Origin of the sequence: Bacillus sp. FSL R7-0646 (genome assembly GCF_037969865.1) — a bacterium.
Taxonomy (GTDB): Bacteria; Bacillota; Bacilli; order Bacillales; family Bacillaceae; genus Bacillus; species Bacillus licheniformis.
Genome location: NZ_CP150217.1, coordinates 3315669 through 3332782 on the forward strand (window position 1 = coordinate 3315669; position 17114 = coordinate 3332782).

At 47.0% G+C, this 17114-nt stretch carries 18 protein-coding genes and 1 pseudogene; 6 read left to right on the forward strand and 13 right to left on the reverse strand.

Features of this window, described 5'->3' with window-relative positions:
• The first annotated feature begins 20 nt into the window (after positions 1-20).
• Positions 21-905, forward strand: coding sequence for a TetR/AcrR family transcriptional regulator (locus MKY62_RS17305; RefSeq protein ID WP_009329559.1), 885 nt, complete (start codon positions 21-23; stop codon positions 903-905).
• Between the two features lie 45 nt (positions 906-950).
• Here the strand turns inward: MKY62_RS17305 and fumC are convergent, their stop codons facing one another.
• Complete coding sequence (gene fumC / locus MKY62_RS17310; protein ID WP_003185111.1) at positions 951-2339, reverse strand: class II fumarate hydratase; 1389 nt, start codon at positions 2337-2339, stop codon at positions 951-953.
• Between the two features lie 83 nt (positions 2340-2422).
• Entirely contained in the window at positions 2423-2590 is a 168-nt protein-coding gene (locus MKY62_RS17315) for a YvzF family protein (protein ID WP_003185114.1), read from the reverse strand.
• A 123-nt stretch (positions 2591-2713) separates the two neighbouring features.
• On the opposite strand from MKY62_RS17315, the gene MKY62_RS17320 reads away from it, so the two are divergent.
• The 4 genes from MKY62_RS17320 to MKY62_RS17335 are packed head-to-tail and all read left to right on the forward strand — an operon-like array spanning position 2714 to position 6770.
• Positions 2714-4156: a spore germination protein gene (locus MKY62_RS17320; protein WP_003185116.1), complete on the forward strand. Its 1443-nt coding sequence runs from the start codon at positions 2714-2716 to the stop codon at positions 4154-4156.
• Positions 4125-5225: an endospore germination permease gene (locus MKY62_RS17325; protein WP_003185118.1), complete on the forward strand. Its 1101-nt coding sequence runs from the start codon at positions 4125-4127 to the stop codon at positions 5223-5225. Before MKY62_RS17320 ends, MKY62_RS17325 begins: the two co-directional genes overlap by 32 nt.
• Positions 5222-6343 (forward strand): Ger(x)C family spore germination protein, encoded by a 1122-nt coding sequence (locus tag MKY62_RS17330; RefSeq protein WP_003185120.1) that lies wholly within the window; start codon positions 5222-5224, stop codon positions 6341-6343. Before MKY62_RS17325 ends, MKY62_RS17330 begins: the two co-directional genes overlap by 4 nt.
• A gap of 37 nt (positions 6344-6380) precedes the next feature.
• On the forward strand, positions 6381-6770 hold the full coding sequence (locus MKY62_RS17335) for a hypothetical protein (protein ID WP_223254851.1): 390 nt from the start codon (positions 6381-6383) through the stop codon (positions 6768-6770).
• Positions 6771-6806: 36 nt separating this feature from the next.
• Here the strand turns inward: MKY62_RS17335 and MKY62_RS17340 are convergent, their stop codons facing one another.
• The 8 genes from MKY62_RS17340 to MKY62_RS17375 all read right to left on the reverse strand — a co-directional run bounded on the left by MKY62_RS17340 (position 6807) and on the right by MKY62_RS17375 (position 13163).
• Positions 6807-7442, reverse strand: coding sequence for a response regulator transcription factor (locus tag MKY62_RS17340; protein ID WP_003185124.1), 636 nt, complete (start codon positions 7440-7442; stop codon positions 6807-6809).
• Positions 7443-7445: 3 nt separating this feature from the next.
• Positions 7446-8510 carry a two-component system sensor histidine kinase LiaS gene (gene liaS, locus MKY62_RS17345; protein WP_003185128.1) on the reverse strand — a complete coding sequence of 355 codons (1065 nt, stop codon included), beginning with the start codon at positions 8508-8510 and terminating at the stop codon, positions 7446-7448.
• Positions 8507-9238 (reverse strand): cell wall-active antibiotics response protein LiaF, encoded by a 732-nt coding sequence (gene liaF, locus MKY62_RS17350; protein WP_003185130.1) that lies wholly within the window; start codon positions 9236-9238, stop codon positions 8507-8509. The genes liaS and liaF overlap by 4 nt, the downstream gene beginning before the upstream one ends.
• Positions 9239-9268: 30 nt before the next feature.
• Positions 9269-10132 carry a DUF4097 domain-containing protein gene (locus MKY62_RS17355; RefSeq protein WP_003185131.1) on the reverse strand — a complete coding sequence of 288 codons (864 nt, stop codon included), beginning with the start codon at positions 10130-10132 and terminating at the stop codon, positions 9269-9271.
• A gap of 105 nt (positions 10133-10237) precedes the next feature.
• Complete coding sequence (locus MKY62_RS17360; protein ID WP_003185132.1) at positions 10238-10921, reverse strand: PspA/IM30 family protein; 684 nt, start codon at positions 10919-10921, stop codon at positions 10238-10240.
• 20 nt (positions 10922-10941) lie between these two features.
• Positions 10942-11328 carry a protein liaI gene (locus tag MKY62_RS17365; RefSeq protein ID WP_003185133.1) on the reverse strand — a complete coding sequence of 129 codons (387 nt, stop codon included), beginning with the start codon at positions 11326-11328 and terminating at the stop codon, positions 10942-10944.
• A 172-nt stretch (positions 11329-11500) separates the two neighbouring features.
• Positions 11501-12454, reverse strand: a complete 954-nt coding sequence (locus tag MKY62_RS17370; RefSeq protein WP_003185134.1) for a pectinesterase family protein — start codon at positions 12452-12454, stop codon at positions 11501-11503.
• 130 nt (positions 12455-12584) lie between these two features.
• Positions 12585-13163 carry a cob(I)yrinic acid a,c-diamide adenosyltransferase gene (locus MKY62_RS17375; protein ID WP_003185135.1) on the reverse strand — a complete coding sequence of 193 codons (579 nt, stop codon included), beginning with the start codon at positions 13161-13163 and terminating at the stop codon, positions 12585-12587.
• A gap of 185 nt (positions 13164-13348) precedes the next feature.
• On the opposite strand from MKY62_RS17375, the gene MKY62_RS17380 reads away from it, so the two are divergent.
• The gene (locus MKY62_RS17380; RefSeq protein ID WP_003185138.1) at positions 13349-14095 is read left to right on the forward strand and encodes an SDR family NAD(P)-dependent oxidoreductase; all 747 of its coding nucleotides are present in this window, start codon (positions 13349-13351) and stop codon (positions 14093-14095) included.
• Positions 14096-14132: 37 nt separating this feature from the next.
• On the opposite strand, the pseudogene MKY62_RS17385 reads toward MKY62_RS17380, so the two are convergent.
• The 3 genes and pseudogenes from MKY62_RS17385 to dapA form a co-directional block, all read right to left on the reverse strand.
• A pseudogene (locus MKY62_RS17385) lies at positions 14133-14572 on the reverse strand (4-hydroxythreonine-4-phosphate dehydrogenase PdxA); the annotation flags it as partial.
• A gap of 296 nt (positions 14573-14868) precedes the next feature.
• The gene (locus MKY62_RS17390; protein WP_016886370.1) at positions 14869-16038 is read right to left on the reverse strand and encodes an iron-containing alcohol dehydrogenase; all 1170 of its coding nucleotides are present in this window, start codon (positions 16036-16038) and stop codon (positions 14869-14871) included.
• Positions 16039-16042: 4 nt separating this feature from the next.
• Positions 16043-16945 carry a 4-hydroxy-tetrahydrodipicolinate synthase gene (dapA, locus tag MKY62_RS17395; protein ID WP_003185144.1) on the reverse strand — a complete coding sequence of 301 codons (903 nt, stop codon included), beginning with the start codon at positions 16943-16945 and terminating at the stop codon, positions 16043-16045.
• Between the last annotated feature and the right edge of the window lie 169 nt (positions 16946-17114).

Genomic DNA, 17114 nt, shown 5'->3' on the forward strand with positions numbered 1-17114 from the left:
CTTTCAGGAAGGTGAAAGCTATGAAACAAAAAGAGAAAGTCATTATTGAAACAGCCATCAAACTTTTCGCTAAAAAAGGATACAGTTCTACTTCAGTTCAAGAGATTGCAAAAGAGTGCCAAATGTCAAAAGGCGCTTTCTACATTTATTTTAAATCAAAAGAAGCGCTCCTCCTTTCAGTCCTTCACTACTACTATGAAAGAATCTTTACCCGAATCCAGAAAATCAAAACGGAGCATGACAATCCGCGCGATGTGTACCGGATGCAGCTCGTCGTTTTTTTCGAAAACATTTTGGAGCATAAAGAGTTTATCACGATGCAGTTTAATGAGCGGTCGATGCCGATCAATGAAGAAATTGAGGCGTTTGCGAAAAAAATGCGGAGAACCACGCTCAGGCTGCACATCGAAAACATCCAGAACATTTACGGCAAAGACATTGAACCGTACAGCGCCGAACTGTGCTTTATGATCAACGGAATGAGCGATGTCTACCTTGAGCTGATGATTTTGCTGCACCATTCGTTCGACCTGCAGTCTCTCGCCGACCACATGCTGAACCGCCTCGACGATTTGGCGAAGGGGATGATCAAGCGCAATGACCAGCCGCTGATCCCATTCGAAAAAGCAGACGAGTGGTTCGGCCCATTTTACACATTTGATCCGCTGAAGGACGCCCTGCTCAATGAAATGCGCGTCAAAGCGAACAAGCAGTACAACGGCGCTCCTCCTGCAGACCTTGCCGAAAGCCTGGATATTCTGGAGAAAGAGCTGAGAAAAGAAAAACGCAAAAACGCCATTATCAAAGGCATGATAGCCAACTTGAAGGAATATCCCGCGATTCGAAAAGAAACGGACAAACTCGCCGAATTGCTCAAAAAAGACATGCACCATCCGCACGGATGATCCGCAAAACAAAACCGGCTGCAATGCATGCAGCCGGTTTGTTGATTATGCTTTCGGTTTCACCATTTCTTCAGGTTTAACAACTTCGTCGAACTGCTCCTCTGTCAAAAGGTTCAGCTTGAGAGCCGCTTCTTTCAGCGTCAGCCCCTCTTTATGAGCCAGCTTCGCGATTTTCGCAGCATTTTCGTATCCGATATGCGGGTTTAGAGCCGTAACCAGCATGAGAGAGTTGGTCAGGTTCTTCTCAATTGTTTCCCGATTAGGTTCGATTCCTACAGCACACTTGTCATGGAATGAATTCATGCCGTCGGCAAGAAGCTGAACGGATTGGAGGAAGTTGTAAATAATCACAGGTTTAAAGACGTTCAGTTCAAAGTTCCCCTGGCTCGCGGCAAAGCCGATCGTTGCGTCATTCCCCATGATCTGGGATGCGACCATTGTCAGCGCTTCGCTTTGCGTAGGGTTTACTTTTCCAGGCATGATCGAGCTTCCCGGCTCATTTTCCGGGATAAGCAGCTCGCCGATTCCGCAGCGAGGTCCGCTCGCAAGCCATCTGACATCATTGGCGATTTTCATGAGATCTGCCGCAAGCGCTTTAAGCGCCCCATGCACGTGTGTCAGTTCATCATGGCTTGTCAGCGCATGAAACTTATTAGGCGAGCTTTTGAATGTCTGCCCGGTCAGAGCGCTGATCTCTTCGGCAACGGTGCTGCCGAATTCAGGGTGGGCATTAATGCCTGTTCCGACGGCAGTTCCGCCGATGGCAAGATCGCGGATTTTTTCAGCAGCTTCAAGAATCATCTCTTTAGAGCGGTCCAGCATGTATACCCAGCCGCTGATTTCCTGTCCCAATGTCAGCGGTGTCGCATCCTGCAAATGAGTGCGGCCGATTTTGACAATGTCTTTGAAAGCTTCAGCTTTTTCATGCAGCGTGCTTCTCAACCGGTCAATCGCCGGAATCAGTTTATCGTGAATCGCGAGGACAGCTGCCACGTGCATAGCTGTCGGGAATGTGTCGTTAGAGCTTTGGCTGCGGTTGACATCATCATTCGGGTGGATTTTCAGGCTTGATCCTTTTTCCTGCAAATAAGCCGTTCCCCTGTTTGCCACAACTTCATTCATATTCATGTTGCTCTGTGTTCCGCTGCCGGTCTGCCAGACGACCAGCGGAAAATGGCTGTCATACTTTCCTTCTAAAATATCATCGCATACGGAAACAATCGCTTCCTTTTTTTCCGCCTCAAGATTTCCAAGCTTTTCATTGGCAATCGCAGCGCTTCTTTTCAAGATTGCAAACGCATACACAATTTCCTGCGGCATTTTCTCGGAACCGATTTTAAAGTTCTCCTTGCTTCTTTGGGTTTGGGCTCCCCAAAACTTATCCGCGGGAACCTTGACTTCACCCATCGTATCTTTTTCAATTCTGTAGTCCACTTTCTTATCCCTTCCTTCTCTAATTCTGCAATATTCTATATTTCGATAAAAATCGATAAAACCCTTCCATTTAAATTTTATCTTTATTTTAATTTTAGCTCAATATAAACCCGGGTATCTTTTGCATATTTATATTTCGGATTTGTTTTACCGTATTCTTTCGATACATATGAAACCTCATAATGCTTAGAAAAAGATTGAATAATGCGTTCAATCTCCTCCGGTTTCCCCGTAAGCCTGATTTGCGCCAACTTTCTCACTCCGTCTCTGTTCAATGAAAATTTCGCCAAACACTACTGTAACACAGTATATTGTTTTTTTAACAGGAAAAGATAACCTATACAACTCCAGAAACACCAGGGCAGGTGACGATCATGACTCAATCGGAATTCAAGGAACACATCCATGAAAATCTCGCAATGCTCCTTCCCCATCTCGAGCATAACGATGATCTGATTCAAAATAAAAAAATGCTGAAAAACGGAATCATTTTTTACTTTTTGTACTTTAAAGATTTGAATGATGACAAGAAAATCCAGAAGGCTGCGAAATTGCTTGTCTCCGATGACAGCTCCTATTCATTGGAGGATGTCCGGCTCCGCTTAAACAAGCTGAATGCGGAACCCGTTACAGCAAAAAAGGACGCGATTAACGCAATCTTCAAAGGAAAATGTCTGCTGTTGATCAACGGTTTGAATACTGTATTTGCACTGCCGACAGCTGAGAAAAAGAAAAGAAGCCTTGGAGAAGTGAATACAGAAAACGTCGTCAGAGGCCCGAAAGTCGGTTTTATCGAGGATGTCGATACAAATGTGGCTCTAGTCAGGCAGCGTGTCCCGGATAAAGAACTGACCGTGGAAAAAATCCCGCTCGGCAAGAGCAAGTTTAAAGACGCGACCATTCTCTATATCCAGGGCAAAGCGGACGATTCGATCATCAAAGATCTTAAAAAGCGCCTGAAAAAAGTTCAGCTGGATGATATTCAAGATACCGGCGTTCTTGAAGAATTAATCGAAGATAATAAGTACTCGCCGTTTCCGCAGATCCAGAATACCGAAAGACCTGACAAGGTTTCTTCAGCGCTGTTTAATGGACGGATCGCAATTTTTGTTGATTACTCGCCATTTGCCCTGATCGTGCCGGCTTCTTTCGGAATGGTGATGCAGTCCCCGGACGATTTTTACGAAAGATGGATCGCCACGACCTTGATCAGATTTCTTCGGTTCAGTTCGATTTTCATCACCCTGTTCCTATCGGCGTTTTATATTTCGCTTGTATCTTTTCATCAAGGCATGCTGCCGACGGCTCTCGCTGTTACGATTGCGAGCACGCGCGAAAATGTGCCGTTTCCGCCGCTCCTTGAAGCGCTGATTATGGAAGTGACGGTCGAGCTCTTACGGGAAGCGGGACTGCGGCTTCCCAATCCGCTAGGCCAGACGATCGGCCTCGTGGGAGGCGTCGTCATCGGCCAGGCGGCGGTCGAAGCAAATATCGTCAGCTCTGTGATGGTGATCATCGTCAGCATTATCGCCCTTGCTTCATTTACTGTGCCGCAGTACGGCATGGGCCTGTCGTTTCGCGTGCTTCGTTTTATTTCCATGGTGGCTGCAGCCGTGTTCGGGCTTTACGGGATCATATTGTGCATGCTCGCCATCTTCACCCATTTGGCTAGGCAAAGAAGCTTCGGCATCCCGTATTTTAACCCGAACCATTTTTTCAGCTTAAAACATACGGATGAAGCCATTATTCGTCTGCCAACAAAAGCTCGGGAGGTGAACCGTAAAAATGGATCCAAAAAATCAGCACGATCGGATTAGCACGTATGAAGCCGCTTCGATCATAACCAGCACAATGCTCGGCGCAGGCCTGCTGACGCTGCCCAGGGCGCTGACGCAAAAAACGCTGTCGCCGGACGGATGGATCGTATTAATCTTTGAGGGGCTTGTCTTTTTTCTCATTATCTACATCAATGCAAAAATCGTTAAAAAACACAACGTCCTGTCTTTTTTTGATTACACAAGAGAAGGCTGCGGCTTTATAATCGGGAATATTCTCAACCTGTTAATCGTTTTATACTTCATGGGCGTGGCCAGCTTTGAAGCCAGGGCGATGGCTGAAATGGCAAAGTTTTTCCTTCTTCAGTTCACGCCGATGAGCGTGACGATTTTCGCTTTTATCGTCTGTGCAATTTATTTGGTTGTCGGGGGTATCAGCGATATGTCAAAGATATTCCCGTTCTTCCTGTCCGTTACCATTGTCATTCTTCTGATCGTCTGCGGACTGAGCCTGAATATGTTTCAGCTGAACCATTTGCGGCCGGTTCTCGGCCTTGGTTTGGAGCCGGTCAGCAGAGCTTTGACGGTCGTTTCCATTTCATTTTTAGGGGTGGAGCTGATGATGTTTCTGCCGAAATACGTCAAAAACAAAGAAAAGCTTTTTAAGGCATCGGCGATTGGATTTGGGATACCGCTCTTCTTATATATCCTCACCTTTGCGGTCGTTGTCGGGGCGCTGACCGCGACTGAGGTCATGACGTTGACATGGCCGACGATCTCGTTGTTTCAGTCTTTTGAGATAAGAGGGATTTTCATCGAAAGGTTCGAATCGTTTTTGCTCGTCATTTGGACGATCCAGTTTTTCACAACGTTTGTCGTCTATACGTACTTTGCCGCTTCAGGACTTGAAAACGTATTCGGATGGCCTGTGAAAAAAAACGTCCTCTTCATCGGCGTTGTCATCTATCTAGCATCCCTTGTCCCGCGGGACGCCAACCAGGTCAGCGCCTTCAGCGACTACCTTGGATATATCTTTATCGTTGTCTTCTGTGCACTTCCGCTTATGATCTTTTTGCTCGTGTCCATCAAAAGGAGGTTTACTTCTTCATGAAAAAAAAGGGAATGTTAGCAGCCCTTTCTCTGCTTCTCCTTTTAACAGGCTGCTGGGACAGCAGGCAGATCGAAAAGCTTAGCATCGCCATCGGCCTTGCCCTCGATAAAGGCGAGGACGATAAAAACGTGAAATTGACGTATCAGTTTCTTGTTCCTAAAAAGATCGGACAAGACGGCAGCGCTCAGGATCCGTCTAAAGTGGTGTCCACCTCCGGAAACACGGTCCATCAAACCATCCGTTCCACCGCTTTGAAAAATTTCCCGGTATTCTCGCAGCATCTGCAAGTCCTGATTTTCTCAGAGGAGCTTGTATCCGATATTTCTCTGGAAGCATTGATCAATCAATTTATTAGGGACAACAGCATCAGAAGGAGCAGCGAGGTCTATATGACGCCCGGAGCTGCCGACAGCATACTGAAGGTTGATGGTGCAAGTGACCCTGCGTCCGACGTGATCCACAGCATCTCTGAAAACAGAGCTTCGACGATCAAGCTGCTCAAGCCCGTCACATTGAACGATATTTCGATTAAAATGCAGTCTGATTTATCTTATATCATGCCGAAGGTTGTGATCGAAAAAGGACAGCTTCAGCTTGAAGGCGGCGCCGTGATCAAAAACAACAAATACCATGCAAACCTTTCGCCGTCTCAGATCGAAGCGCTGAATTTATTAACTGGCAATGTCATCGGCGGAGTGATCGACTCAAGGCATGATGGACATTTGTTCTCGTATGAAGTGTTTTCGATGACCCACCGCGTGCGGGCGATGAGGCAGAACGGAAAGTACAAATTCGTCGTAAATGCCAATATTAAAGGAAGGCTGTCAGAGGACTGGTATCTTGGAGAGGATTCTTTTAATGACCAATATATAAAAAACATAGAGAAATCGGTTCAAAAAGACATCAAAAAGCGGGTTGAGCAGCTGATCCATGTCCTGCAGCACGATATCAAAACGGACGTCACCGATTTTTCCGACAATGCGCGGATCAATTTTCCGAAGGAGTGGGAAAAAGACAGATTCAATTGGGACAAACACTTCAGCGAAGCCTATATCGACTATCATATTAAAGCGACGATTCAGGACTTTGGAACAAAAGGTGCGACAAAAAGCAGATAGCGCCCCGTTTTTCTGATAGAATGTGTTTGAAAGGGTGATGAGCTTGAAGCGGATATTGCACATGACAGGCATTTTTTTGATTGCAGCGGCAGTCATTCTGTCCGGATTCATTATCAGTGATGTCGCCTATGATCCGTTTATGGAGGATTCGCAGTCGATGCTTTTCTTCACGATCGGCACATACCTCACCACTCCGTTTTTTTGCTTCATCGGCGGATTCATTTTGCTAGGCATCGGCAAGTTGATCGACTTGCAGGAGAAACACAATGCCATAGTGGCCGAGCGGCTCGACATCATTTGCCAAAACGGTACAGCGGGCGAACATGCACGCGAAGAAAACGAGGCCGCCCAACTTACCGCCCGCACGGTTGAAACAGATTCATTCACTCTTCCTGCAGCCGAGGATCGAAAATATTGGAACGGCTGAAAAACGGCTTTCTTGAGAAAGCTGTTTTTTGTTTGATCAGTCGACAAGTTTGTTTCGGTGGGCGTAGATTGCGGCTTGTGTCCGGTCGTCGACTTCAAGCTTGGAAAGGATGTTCGTCACATGCGTTTTAACTGTTTTAATGGTGATATATAATTCTTCGGCAATACCTTTGTTTGTCTTGCCCTCTGCTACAAGTTTGAGGATTTCCAATTCTCTTGCCGTCAGCGATTGATGAAGGGGCTGTTCGCCGGCTGAATGTCTCAGCTTGGACAACACTTTTCCTGCGACTTTGGCTTCAAGCTTTGGTTCTCCGACGCTCGCAGCCCTGATCGCATCGGCGATTTCACTCGCTTTCGACGTTTTCAGCAAATAGCTGAGCGCTCCGGCTTCGATGACCGGATAGACCTTGTCATCATCAACGAAGCTCGTCAGAACGATGATTTTCGGATCGGCAAGCTGCCGGCATATTTGTTTCGTGGCCTCAATTCCGTCCATCCCTTCCATCACAAGATCCATCAAAATCACGTCGGGTTTGGTTTCAAGCGCCAATTCAACGCCGCGCTTTCCGTCTGATGCCTCCCCAATCACTTCAATATCAGGCTGGGATTCCAGGAAAGCGGCCAGCCCCATTCTCACCATTTCATGATCATCAATTAACAATACTCGAATCACCTTTTAAGCCTCTCCTTTTTGTTGTTCAAAAATCGGAACCTTTACATCAACCTGTGTTCCTTTTCCCGTAAATGAAATGATTTCTGCCACTCCGCCGACTTCGCTGGCTCTTTCCTTGATCGAGTTCAGCCCGTACGAAGATGTTTTGACGGCATCCATCTTAAATCCTTCGCCATTGTCAATGACTTTCAACTGGAGCTGTTTGTTCCTGAGCAGCAGTCTGACGGTGACTTTTGTCGCTTTTGAATGCCGGAACACGTTTGAGAGCGCTTCTTGAACGATCCTGAACAGGTGGTCTTCCACACCTTTCGGAAGTTTGCCCGCATCCTCAATCTCCCAATCGATGTCGATCGACTGTTTCGCTTTAAATTCTTTCAAAAGGTCTGCAAGCCCTTCTTGTAGACCTTTCCCTTCAAGCGTAACAGGTCGCAAATGCAAAAGGAGCGCCCTCATTTCATTCTGGGCATCGGCCGCCATTTTTTCGACCATTTTCAGCCTTTGAGCGAGCTTTTCATCAGCCGCAGCATCGATTCCCTCCAAAACAGCTGAAGTCATCATGGAAATCGCAAACAGCTGCTGGCTCACCGCATCATGCAATTCGCGCGCGAGACGCTGCCGCTCTTCGGAGATCACCGATTTTTTCATTTGATCCTGCCATTCCGCTCTCTCATTGGACAGCTTTTGCAAAGAGGCAACCTGTCTTTCGATCCGTTCGGCCATCTCATTGAGCTGGTCGGCGGCCAGCCCGATCTCATCGTCTCCAAGCGATGGAATCCGGTAGGCAAAGTTGCCGTTTTCGTACTTTAGAATAGACTCGATCAGCTTTTCAAGCCGTTTTTTCAGCTGATTGCCGAACATATAGCCTGAGCCGAACCCGACAGCTGTGCTGATCAATGCGAGAAGCGCGATAAACGGAATCCCGAACCACCTGGAAACGATGAGCACCCTCGGATCCAGCTGGTAATAAAACAGCATAAAGCCCAATACAGCAAGAAAAATCGTAAAGCTGACACCAAGGGATAAGCGGACGGCGCGCCATTGAATGTTTGCAAGTCTGTTCGTTCTCATATGAACCGCACATCCACATCGCCGATAAACAGCGAAATCGAAATTTTGACCCGTCGTGCCGACTGCTCGTAATTCTCTGTCTCGGAATAGATTTGATTGCCGATGCCGCTTTTTCGGCCGCCGATGACGTCAATGTCTCCAACGAATGCAGAAGAGCTGATGGACACCTCAAGATCGGACGGAATGTAAATATCGACATCTCCGATCAACCCCGTAATGACGATGGTGTTTTCGCCCTCTGAAATAATCGCCTTTGACAAATCGATTTTCACGTCACCGATAAACCCGGAGATATTCAAGTCATTTAAGTCAAAAGGTGTTTTCATCAATTTTACATCACCGAAAAAGAAGCTGCGCTGGCCAGGGCTGTTCTTCTCCTGAAGCGGCTTGAAATCCGCCTTTTCCTTTCCCCTGTCTTTCGGCTTATGGCGGTCAAATACCGGCTGATTTGTCACCAGCCGGTACCCCGCATAAATTAAGAAAGCGGCAAAGAAAAAGCCGAACAGGCTGAATGTAATGCTGAAGATGTCTTTCAGCAGCAGAAAGCCTGCAAAAATATACATGACAGACCCGAGCCAGCGGCGGGAATATTTGTGGAGAAAATACCCGGCAAAAAGAAAAGCGAGCGGCCAGAATAACGCGTCTCCAAGCCCGCTGTTTTGCAAAAATATGCTGATTCCGAAGAGTACGATGATCAGTCCGATCAGCTGGTTTTTTGTAAGACGCATGCTGACTCGAGCCCCCTTTCTTCTTGTCGATTACTCAATTGAGACATTCCCGCTCGTAATTGAGATGTCGATTTTATTTTTTCCATTTCCTTTTTTTCCAGTCAGCGTCCGCTTCTCATTGGCGACTTGGTCAAATGAATAGGAATGACTGATGTTTCCGCTTGTCGACTCGGCTTCAAGACTGATGTCGGCATCATCGGGCAGGCTGAGCTTGGTGTTTCCGGATGTCTGTTTGATGCTCAGAGAATCGTTGATCTCTGTAAAGGAAGCGCGCAAATTGCCCGAAGTCTGTTTGATGCTGAGTTTGCCGGTGACATTTTCAAGTTTTGTATTACCGGATGTGGAGCGGATATCAGCAGCTGCCGTTTGAACGTTTTCCAGCCTGACCGATCCTGACGTCCCTTTTACAGAAAGGTCTTCCGCCTGAAGGTCATCGGCCTTGAGGCTGCCGCTTCCCGACTTTAAGGCTACATTTCGCAAATGCAGACCGCCGCCGGACAGTTTGACATTTCCGCTTCCAGAAGAAATCGACAGATCATCTTTATATTCAGAAGGGATCTTGACAATCAGCTCATTTTTCTTCCAGAAAAACGGCCAAAAGCCTTTCGAATGAGCGGAAAGCTGAAGAGTACGCCCCTGTTCGGACGAATCAAGCCGGACGTTTTTTCCTGAAATCTCGGCTTTTATATCATCGCGGTTTTCAGCTTGAATGTTGACTGTTATACTCTTTGCATCAATGTCAATTTTATCGATGTCTTCCGCCTGTGCATGATATGTGCGGGCTGACTCTTCATCGAAGCCGAAGAAAGAAAAGCCTTCACGCCCATTAAACATCATGCCTGCAAGGATGAGAATGCCGGCGATGATCAGCAGTTTTCCAACCGTTTTTTTCATTTAGAAAACCCTTTCGGCTAGTAAGTGTATGCTCCTTATTATAAGGAAAATGGTCTTTGAAAGAAATCAAAAATTGCATAAGGGGCTGTGAGAGCCCCTATTCGTTTATGCATTTCCCGCAGGTGTCTGCTTTTCCAAGCCTGTCTTTTTAGCCCTCATTTTTTCCAGCTCTTCTTCCACTTCTTTTGCATATTCAAGGCGGCCGAATGGGCTGCTTGATGAAGCTGATAATTCAGCATAGCTGTTCACCCTTGTTTCCATCTCTTCAATCCGGTTTTCCATTCTCATAAATTCCCGGTAGGCGCTTTCGCTGTCGATTTTATTAAATGATGCATTCATATGTTCTTTCGCTTTCACCGCGTTTGCCCTGGCGATCAGCGCATGCTTTCGGTCTTTGATATCGCGCAGTTTAACCTCAAGTGTCTCCAGCTGTTCCTTTAATTCAGCAAGCTGCTTTTTCGCGTGCTGGTGAGCGTCCTTGTATTCAGCAGCTTTTTCTTCAAAATACTTCATTTCTGAGAGCGCCTTTTTAGCAAGTTCTTCTTCACCCGCATCAAAAGCGAGCTGAGCCTGGTTTCTTCGCTTGACAGCAAGCTTTTCGGCTTCTTCCACTTTTCCTTTAAAACTATGTTCAATTGTCTGCTGCTTGACGATGGAATGCTTCGCCTTGGCGATATCGCTTTCCATGTCGCGTACGTATTGATTCAGCATCACCCGTGGGTTCTCCAGTTTATCCAATCCTTCATTTACTGATGCGACAAACATGTCTCTGATTCTTTTTAAAGCCATGATCTCGTCCTCCTAAAATATTATTTATTCTTTTTCAAAAAGTCTTCCCACTCTGCATCAAAGCCTGTGTCATATGAAGCTGCGGAAGGCTCCGTTTTCTCTGAATAAAGGATGTCATCCTGTTTGTCATCTTGCTTCATCATTTTCCATCCGAAATAAACCATCGCTGCAGCAACCGCGATGCCGATCAGAAACGGCAATGACCCTCCCAAAAACATGATGCCGAAGATCGCGGCCAGTACCGCGGCAAACTGGCGTCCTTCCTTCCATTTTTTCACGGAATAGAATAGAAGCAATGCTCCAATAGCACCTGTAACCAATCCGCCGAAATGGCCTCCGCCGAAGAACAGGGAGACGCCAAAAAGGATTAGAAAAAAGCCGATGATGGACTTCCCATTTATATTCATATTTGCTCCTCCTTTCTCGTTCATGTCTTTACTATAGTCAATTTCAGGCTTCGACAAAACGAGTCACAGATTGATTTTGCCGTACGACCAGGGTCGTATGGCACATCGGACCCGCTCGCATAAAAAGACCGCTCATCTCAGCGAGAGAGCGGTCTTTCTGCAGGTTGCCTTGCTATGATTCAACTTTAGGATTCCAGCCGTCCAATACGTTTTCAATTGTCCATTTCTCAGCCTCATGATCGGCAAGCTGCCTTCGGGCCTCATGCGAAATCGCACCCGGACCCGTATTCCCGTATTCGTACAATCTGGCATCGGCCGCAGAAAAGCCCGACATATCCGTCCATCCTTCAGGCTTGATGTGTGCGCCTAAATCGCAGCGGTGATATAGCACACTGGCGATGGCGTCGGGGTCTCCTCCCGGATGCCATGGGCGCCCGAGGTATACCGTTCCATCTGCGGCATCGCTTGTCACTCTGCAGTTTGTTATCAATAAACCGAACGGCTTTGCGATATGCGTGCTCGCAGCTGTCACATAACCGTTGTTTGTAGCGGACCCGCGGTCAGCGCTATGGATCTGGCACTCTTCAAACACAGCTCTTGCTCCTCCGAAAATGAAATCGACATCGCCTTCTATATAGCATTGATAAAAATATTGTGTACCGTCATTGACAAACAGTGTATCTTGTCTGCCTATAAACCTGACATATTTGAACGTCATCCTGTTTCCTTTCGCATAAACCGCCACCGCTTGCGTATCGGTCGTGTCGACTTTCGTGCGGTCGAACGAGTTTTCAAACGTCAAATTTTCGGCTTCAACATGATCCGCATAAATAAACACGCTTGAACTTCCGGTCGTGCCGTATTTCCCTCCTCCTTCCTTTTCTTTTCCGGCATAGTTGTCATACGTAATCACAGTCTCGTAACGATTTTCGCCGATCAGCTTCACAAACGGCTTTGTAGCCGGAATATGAACGACTTCTTTGTAAACTCCTTTTTTAATGAATATCACTTTCTGTTCCCGACTGTACTCAGGCAAAGCATCGATCGCCTCTTGAACGGTTTGAAATTCGCCGTCTCCATCCTTCGAAACCGTCAGCCGTATAGCAGCTGCCTCCCGATTAACCACTTGAACACTCCCTCTCTTTGAAAACGCTTACTTAAAGTTTACGACAAAAAGCCGTTTTCCCCTGCCGGAAAACGGCTTGATTTGATCAATCGGCCCGTTTCTGTTAGATAACGATTGGCGGATGGCTCATTCATGATTTTTTCTTTGTCCGGAATACATCAGCGCTTCGTTCATATTCGACATCCACTTCCCCGAGACGGTGATTGACAATGCGCGCCGCCGCAAATAAATAATCGGACAGCCGGTTGACGTATGGCAGCGCAAGCGGCGGAATGTCTTCTTCTTTGGCCAAAGCGACAATCTTTCGTTCAGCTCTTCTGATGACCGTTCTCGCCGCATGCAAAAATGATGCCGCTTCTGTTCCGCCCGGAAGAATAAACTTGGTCAGCTGCGGCGCTTCCTCGACATAGGCATCAATTCGTTCTTCAAGCATGGTGATTGATTCAGCCTTGAGCTTGCCTTCTTCCTGAACATTGACATGCGCCAAATCACTGCCGCAGTCGAACAGCTCATGCTGGATGGCGGTCAACTCTGACAAAATATCATGAAAGAGCGCCTCTTCTGCTTTTAAATAAGACTGAGCCAGCCCGATGAAACTGTTTGCTTCATCCAGTGTGCCGTACGCTTCCACTCTAAGATGATCTTTATCGGCCCTTCCGCCAATTAAACTCGTTTTTCCCCGATCGCCTGTTTTTGTATAGAGTTTCATTTCATACTCCTCTCTTTACCACTTGTCTCTATAGTATACCCTGTTTATAACGGCTGCATAGATCGTTTCATTATGAAACACAAATTTCCGGAACAATCATTGAAACAAAGTATCGTTGAATAAAGAAACACTCGCTTTTATAATAGAATTGTAAACGGTTTTATTCAAAGACAGGTGGGATGAGGATGGAATTTAATCAGCAAACGGCCATTATCACAGGTGCAAGCCGCGGCATCGGCAGAGCCATTGCGGAGTTGCTTGCGGATAAAGGGGCAAATGTCGTTATCAATGGGACAAACGAAGAATTGCTCAAGTCCCTGTGTACACAATTGAATACTGAGAGAAAGTGCGCTTCTTATGTTGCCGGTGATGCAAGTTTGCCAGAAACAGCCTCGCTTCTCATCGCTGAGGCAAAACAGCGGTTTGGGCGGATCGATATTTTGGTCAACAATGCCGGCGTTAATTTGCGCAAAACGACCGTTGATACGTCGCTTGAAGAATGGAAAAGAGTGATAGATTTGAATTTAACCGGCACCTTTCTCATGTGTCAGGCTGTCATCCCGGAAATGATCACGCAGGGCGGCGGAAAAATCGTGAACATGAGCTCTACGACGAGCAAAACACCGCATCACAATGCCTCTCCTGCTTACGGTGCATCGAAAGCAGGCATCAACTATTTAACGATGCATTTGGCAAAGGAGCTTGCTGAACACCGCATTCATGTCAACGGCGTCTGCCCGGGACCGATTGAAACGGATATGAGCAAGCAGTGGAGCGAGGAGTACCGCGCAGCAGTCGTCGAACGGATTCCGCTGAAAATGCTCGGCTCACCAGAGCATGTCGCAAACGTTGTCGCCTTTCTTGCCTCTGACAAATCTGACTTTATGACAGGCGAAACCATTAATATTAACGGCGGCACCTATATGAACTAAAAAGAAGAGCCTCCTTAATCGGAAGGCTCTTCTTTTTTTATGCATGCCGCTCACGCGTACCGGACAGCATGATCGCCTGTCTCACCGCTTCTTCTATACTCGCAGGATCGGCTTTGCCGGTTCCCGCAATATCAAAGGCTGTTCCGTGGTCAACACTCGTACGGATAATCGGCAGGCCGACTGCAATGTTCACACCGGCTTCAAGGCCAAGCACCTTAATCGGGCCGTGTCCTTGGTCATGATACATAGCCACCACTATATCAAAGTCGCCTCTCACTGCTCTGAAGAAAAGCGTGTCAGCGGGCAGCGGACCGAATGCCTGTATACCTTCACTTTGTGCGCGTTCAACGGCAAGGACAATTTTCTCTTCCTCTTCTCCATGTCCATCTCACCGGCGTGAGGGTTCATGCACACGGCGATTTTAGGCTGCGGAATGCCTTCGCGAATGAGCGTGTCATGCGCCAATTGAATTGTCGTTACACCCGTTTCGCATTACGAGAGAGTCCGTTCAAACGATTGGGACAGCCCCTCCAACTTAAATCATAAATGATGCAATATAGGGATACCATTCATTTCATCAAGTGCCGCGCGCGCTCGTTCAAACGGCTTTATTCTTGACCGGCAGCGGCCCACGTTTCCGGAACACGTACATAGTCAATCACTGCCAAAATAAACGTTATGATCGAACCGCTTAAGACATCCACCCAAACTCCCCCTTTGTTTGTGAGCCTCTTACAGGCTCATGGTGAAAAACATGTACAGATCCGGGCAGCCTACATATCCAGCAATTTCAAATAGACAGCTTCAATCTCCGCAACAGACATCGGCTTTGGATTGTTATCCATGAGCCTTTTGACGTCGGCAGCCGCCTCAGCAAGCGATGGCACATCCTCTTTTGATACCCCGAATGTCTTTAAATTTTGCGGAATATTTAAATCGGCGGTCCACTCTTCAATTTTTCGTATAACCCGCTCTGCTTGGCTGGACTTCGAACCTTTTGGCTCGATTCCAATTACGCCGGCCACGTCCGAAAGGCGGTCAGTTACATGATCCGCGTTGAAGGCCGTTACATGCGGAAGCAGCATTGAATTGGCCACACCGTGCGAAATCTTGTATTTTCCCCCTAGAGGGTAAGCCATCGCATGAACCGCCGCTGTTCCTGCGCTTGTCAAGGCCATTCCGCCATACATGGCGCCAATGAGCATTTTTTCTCTCGCCTCCAGGTTATCTCCATGATGGTAGGCCTGCTGAATGCTGGAGGAAATCAGTCTCATAGATTCAAGCGCAAACATGTCGCTGAATGGATTTGCTTTGTTGGAAATATAGGATTCGAGTGCGTGTGTAAATGCATCCATTCCGGTTGCAGCTGTGATTGCCTTTGGAAGTCCGGTCGTCAAAACTGGATCTAAAATCACAAGCGACGGCAGCAGATAGGGACTGACTATACCAATCTTTAATTCTTTCTCAGTGAACGTTACAATCGCATTCGGCGTCACTTCTGACCCTGTTCCGGATGTTGTCGGAATCAGCACAAGCGGAAAGCCGGGCTTTTCAACGAGATTCGTGCCAATCAAAGCAGAAATCGGTTTTTCATTTGTTTTCAGAACAGAGAGGATTTTAGCCGCATCAAGCACACTGCCTCCGCCAATTCCCAAAATCGCGTCATGGCCTCCTTCAGAAAAAAGCTGAAAAACCTGTTCGATATTTTGCTCCGTCGGCTCAGGCTGTATATCCGTGTTGACTTCACTTGAGATGCCTTTCTTTGCAAGCCCTTCTTTAATTTGGTCTGCATAGCCGAGAGAGACGATCGACGGCTGAGTTAAAATAAACACCGAACGAATCTGATTCAATCCAATTTGATCTAAGTAATCGCCGAGCAAATTGAGTGAATGTGGACCAGCCTCAATTCGGGCGGCCGTTTGAAAATGATAAAGCGTTTTCATAATCTTACTGCTCCTTTGCCAGTTTTGCTTCAATTCCGTAGCCTTCCAGCATCTTTTTCACTTTTAGCAGCGGCTCTCCCGACAGTTCTGCAATCGGACGTTTAGGCGGTCCGACGTCGATGCCGGCAAGCTCCGCTGCTTTTTTTAGCGGCGCCGGCAGTGAACCGAGTGAAAACGTATCACGGAGCGGCTGCAGCTGCTGTTGATAGTGCTCGCTCTCTTCAATGTTTCCTTGTTTAAAAGATTCATAGATTGAAACAACGGTGTGCGGAAACACATTGGCTGTGGCAGCCACAGCTCCTGTCCCTCCCGCCTTCAATGTGTCTAAGATCAGCGAATCAGTTCCTGCCAGAACGGAAAAGGACTGTTCTTTTGTACGCTCAAGATACGCCTTAATATTGGCGAAGCTGCCGCTGCTGTCCTTAATGCCGATGATGTTCGTCAATGCCGCCAGCCTTTCAACTGTTTCGGGCTCCAATGATACGCCTGTTCTCGACGGAATGTTGTAGAGCAGGACAGGAAGCGCGACATTTTCGGAAATCGTGCGGAAATGCTGATACAATTCCTCCTGCGAAGGTGCAACAAAGTATGGCGTAATAATCGAAAGAACATCCGCTCCAAGATCCGCCATTTGATTGGATAAAGAAATGGTCGCCTCAGTACTGTTTTCACCTGCTCCGATGAAAACAGGCACTCGTTTATTAACCGCTTTTACAACTGTTTCGGCAATTTGAAGCTTTTCCTCTTGCGAGAATAAATGAAATTCGCCATTTGTCCCTAAAGCAAAAATGCCATGGACGCCTGAATCAATTAGACGATTCACCAGCTTTTCGGCTGCGCCCGGATGAAAGGCCTGTTCTTTTGTAAGCGGTGTCAGTATGGCAGGGATAATTCCCTCTACTTTCAAGTGACTTCGCTCCCTTCTGTTGCATTTTTAAACAATCAAATAGTAAAACGCTTTCTCAAATTTCATTATAAAGGTGTTTTGATTAATTAAGCAACATTTTTTAGGTTCGGAACAAAAGAGTAAAATCTCACCTTCAGCTGATGCGTTTTAAAACAAGAAAAAAACCTGT

What these genes read in the sequence shown, in the direction of transcription:
- MKY62_RS17305 (WP_009329559.1), top strand. Translation starts at nt 21, where the DNA reads ATGAAACAAAAAGAGAAAGTCATTATTGAAACAGCCATCAAACTTTTC.
- MKY62_RS17320 (WP_003185116.1), top strand. Translation starts at nt 2,714, where the DNA reads ATGACTCAATCGGAATTCAAGGAACACATCCATGAAAATCTCGCAATG.
- MKY62_RS17325 (WP_003185118.1), top strand. Translation starts at nt 4,125, where the DNA reads ATGGATCCAAAAAATCAGCACGATCGGATTAGCACGTATGAAGCCGCT.
- MKY62_RS17330 (WP_003185120.1), top strand. Translation starts at nt 5,222, where the DNA reads ATGAAAAAAAAGGGAATGTTAGCAGCCCTTTCTCTGCTTCTCCTTTTA.
- MKY62_RS17335 (WP_223254851.1), top strand. Translation starts at nt 6,381, where the DNA reads ATGAGCTTGAAGCGGATATTGCACATGACAGGCATTTTTTTGATTGCA.
- liaS (WP_003185128.1), bottom strand. Translation starts at nt 8,510, where the DNA reads ATGAGAACGAACAGACTTGCAAACATTCAATGGCGCGCCGTCCGCTTA.
- liaF (WP_003185130.1), bottom strand. Translation starts at nt 9,238, where the DNA reads ATGCGTCTTACAAAAAACCAGCTGATCGGACTGATCATCGTACTCTTC.
- MKY62_RS17355 (WP_003185131.1), bottom strand. Translation starts at nt 10,132, where the DNA reads ATGAAAAAAACGGTTGGAAAACTGCTGATCATCGCCGGCATTCTCATC.
- MKY62_RS17360 (WP_003185132.1), bottom strand. Translation starts at nt 10,921, where the DNA reads ATGGCTTTAAAAAGAATCAGAGACATGTTTGTCGCATCAGTAAATGAA.
- MKY62_RS17365 (WP_003185133.1), bottom strand. Translation starts at nt 11,328, where the DNA reads ATGAATATAAATGGGAAGTCCATCATCGGCTTTTTTCTAATCCTTTTT.
- MKY62_RS17375 (WP_003185135.1), bottom strand. Translation starts at nt 13,163, where the DNA reads ATGAAACTCTATACAAAAACAGGCGATCGGGGAAAAACGAGTTTAATT.
- MKY62_RS17380 (WP_003185138.1), top strand. Translation starts at nt 13,349, where the DNA reads ATGGAATTTAATCAGCAAACGGCCATTATCACAGGTGCAAGCCGCGGC.
- MKY62_RS17390 (WP_016886370.1), bottom strand. Translation starts at nt 16,038, where the DNA reads ATGAAAACGCTTTATCATTTTCAAACGGCCGCCCGAATTGAGGCTGGT.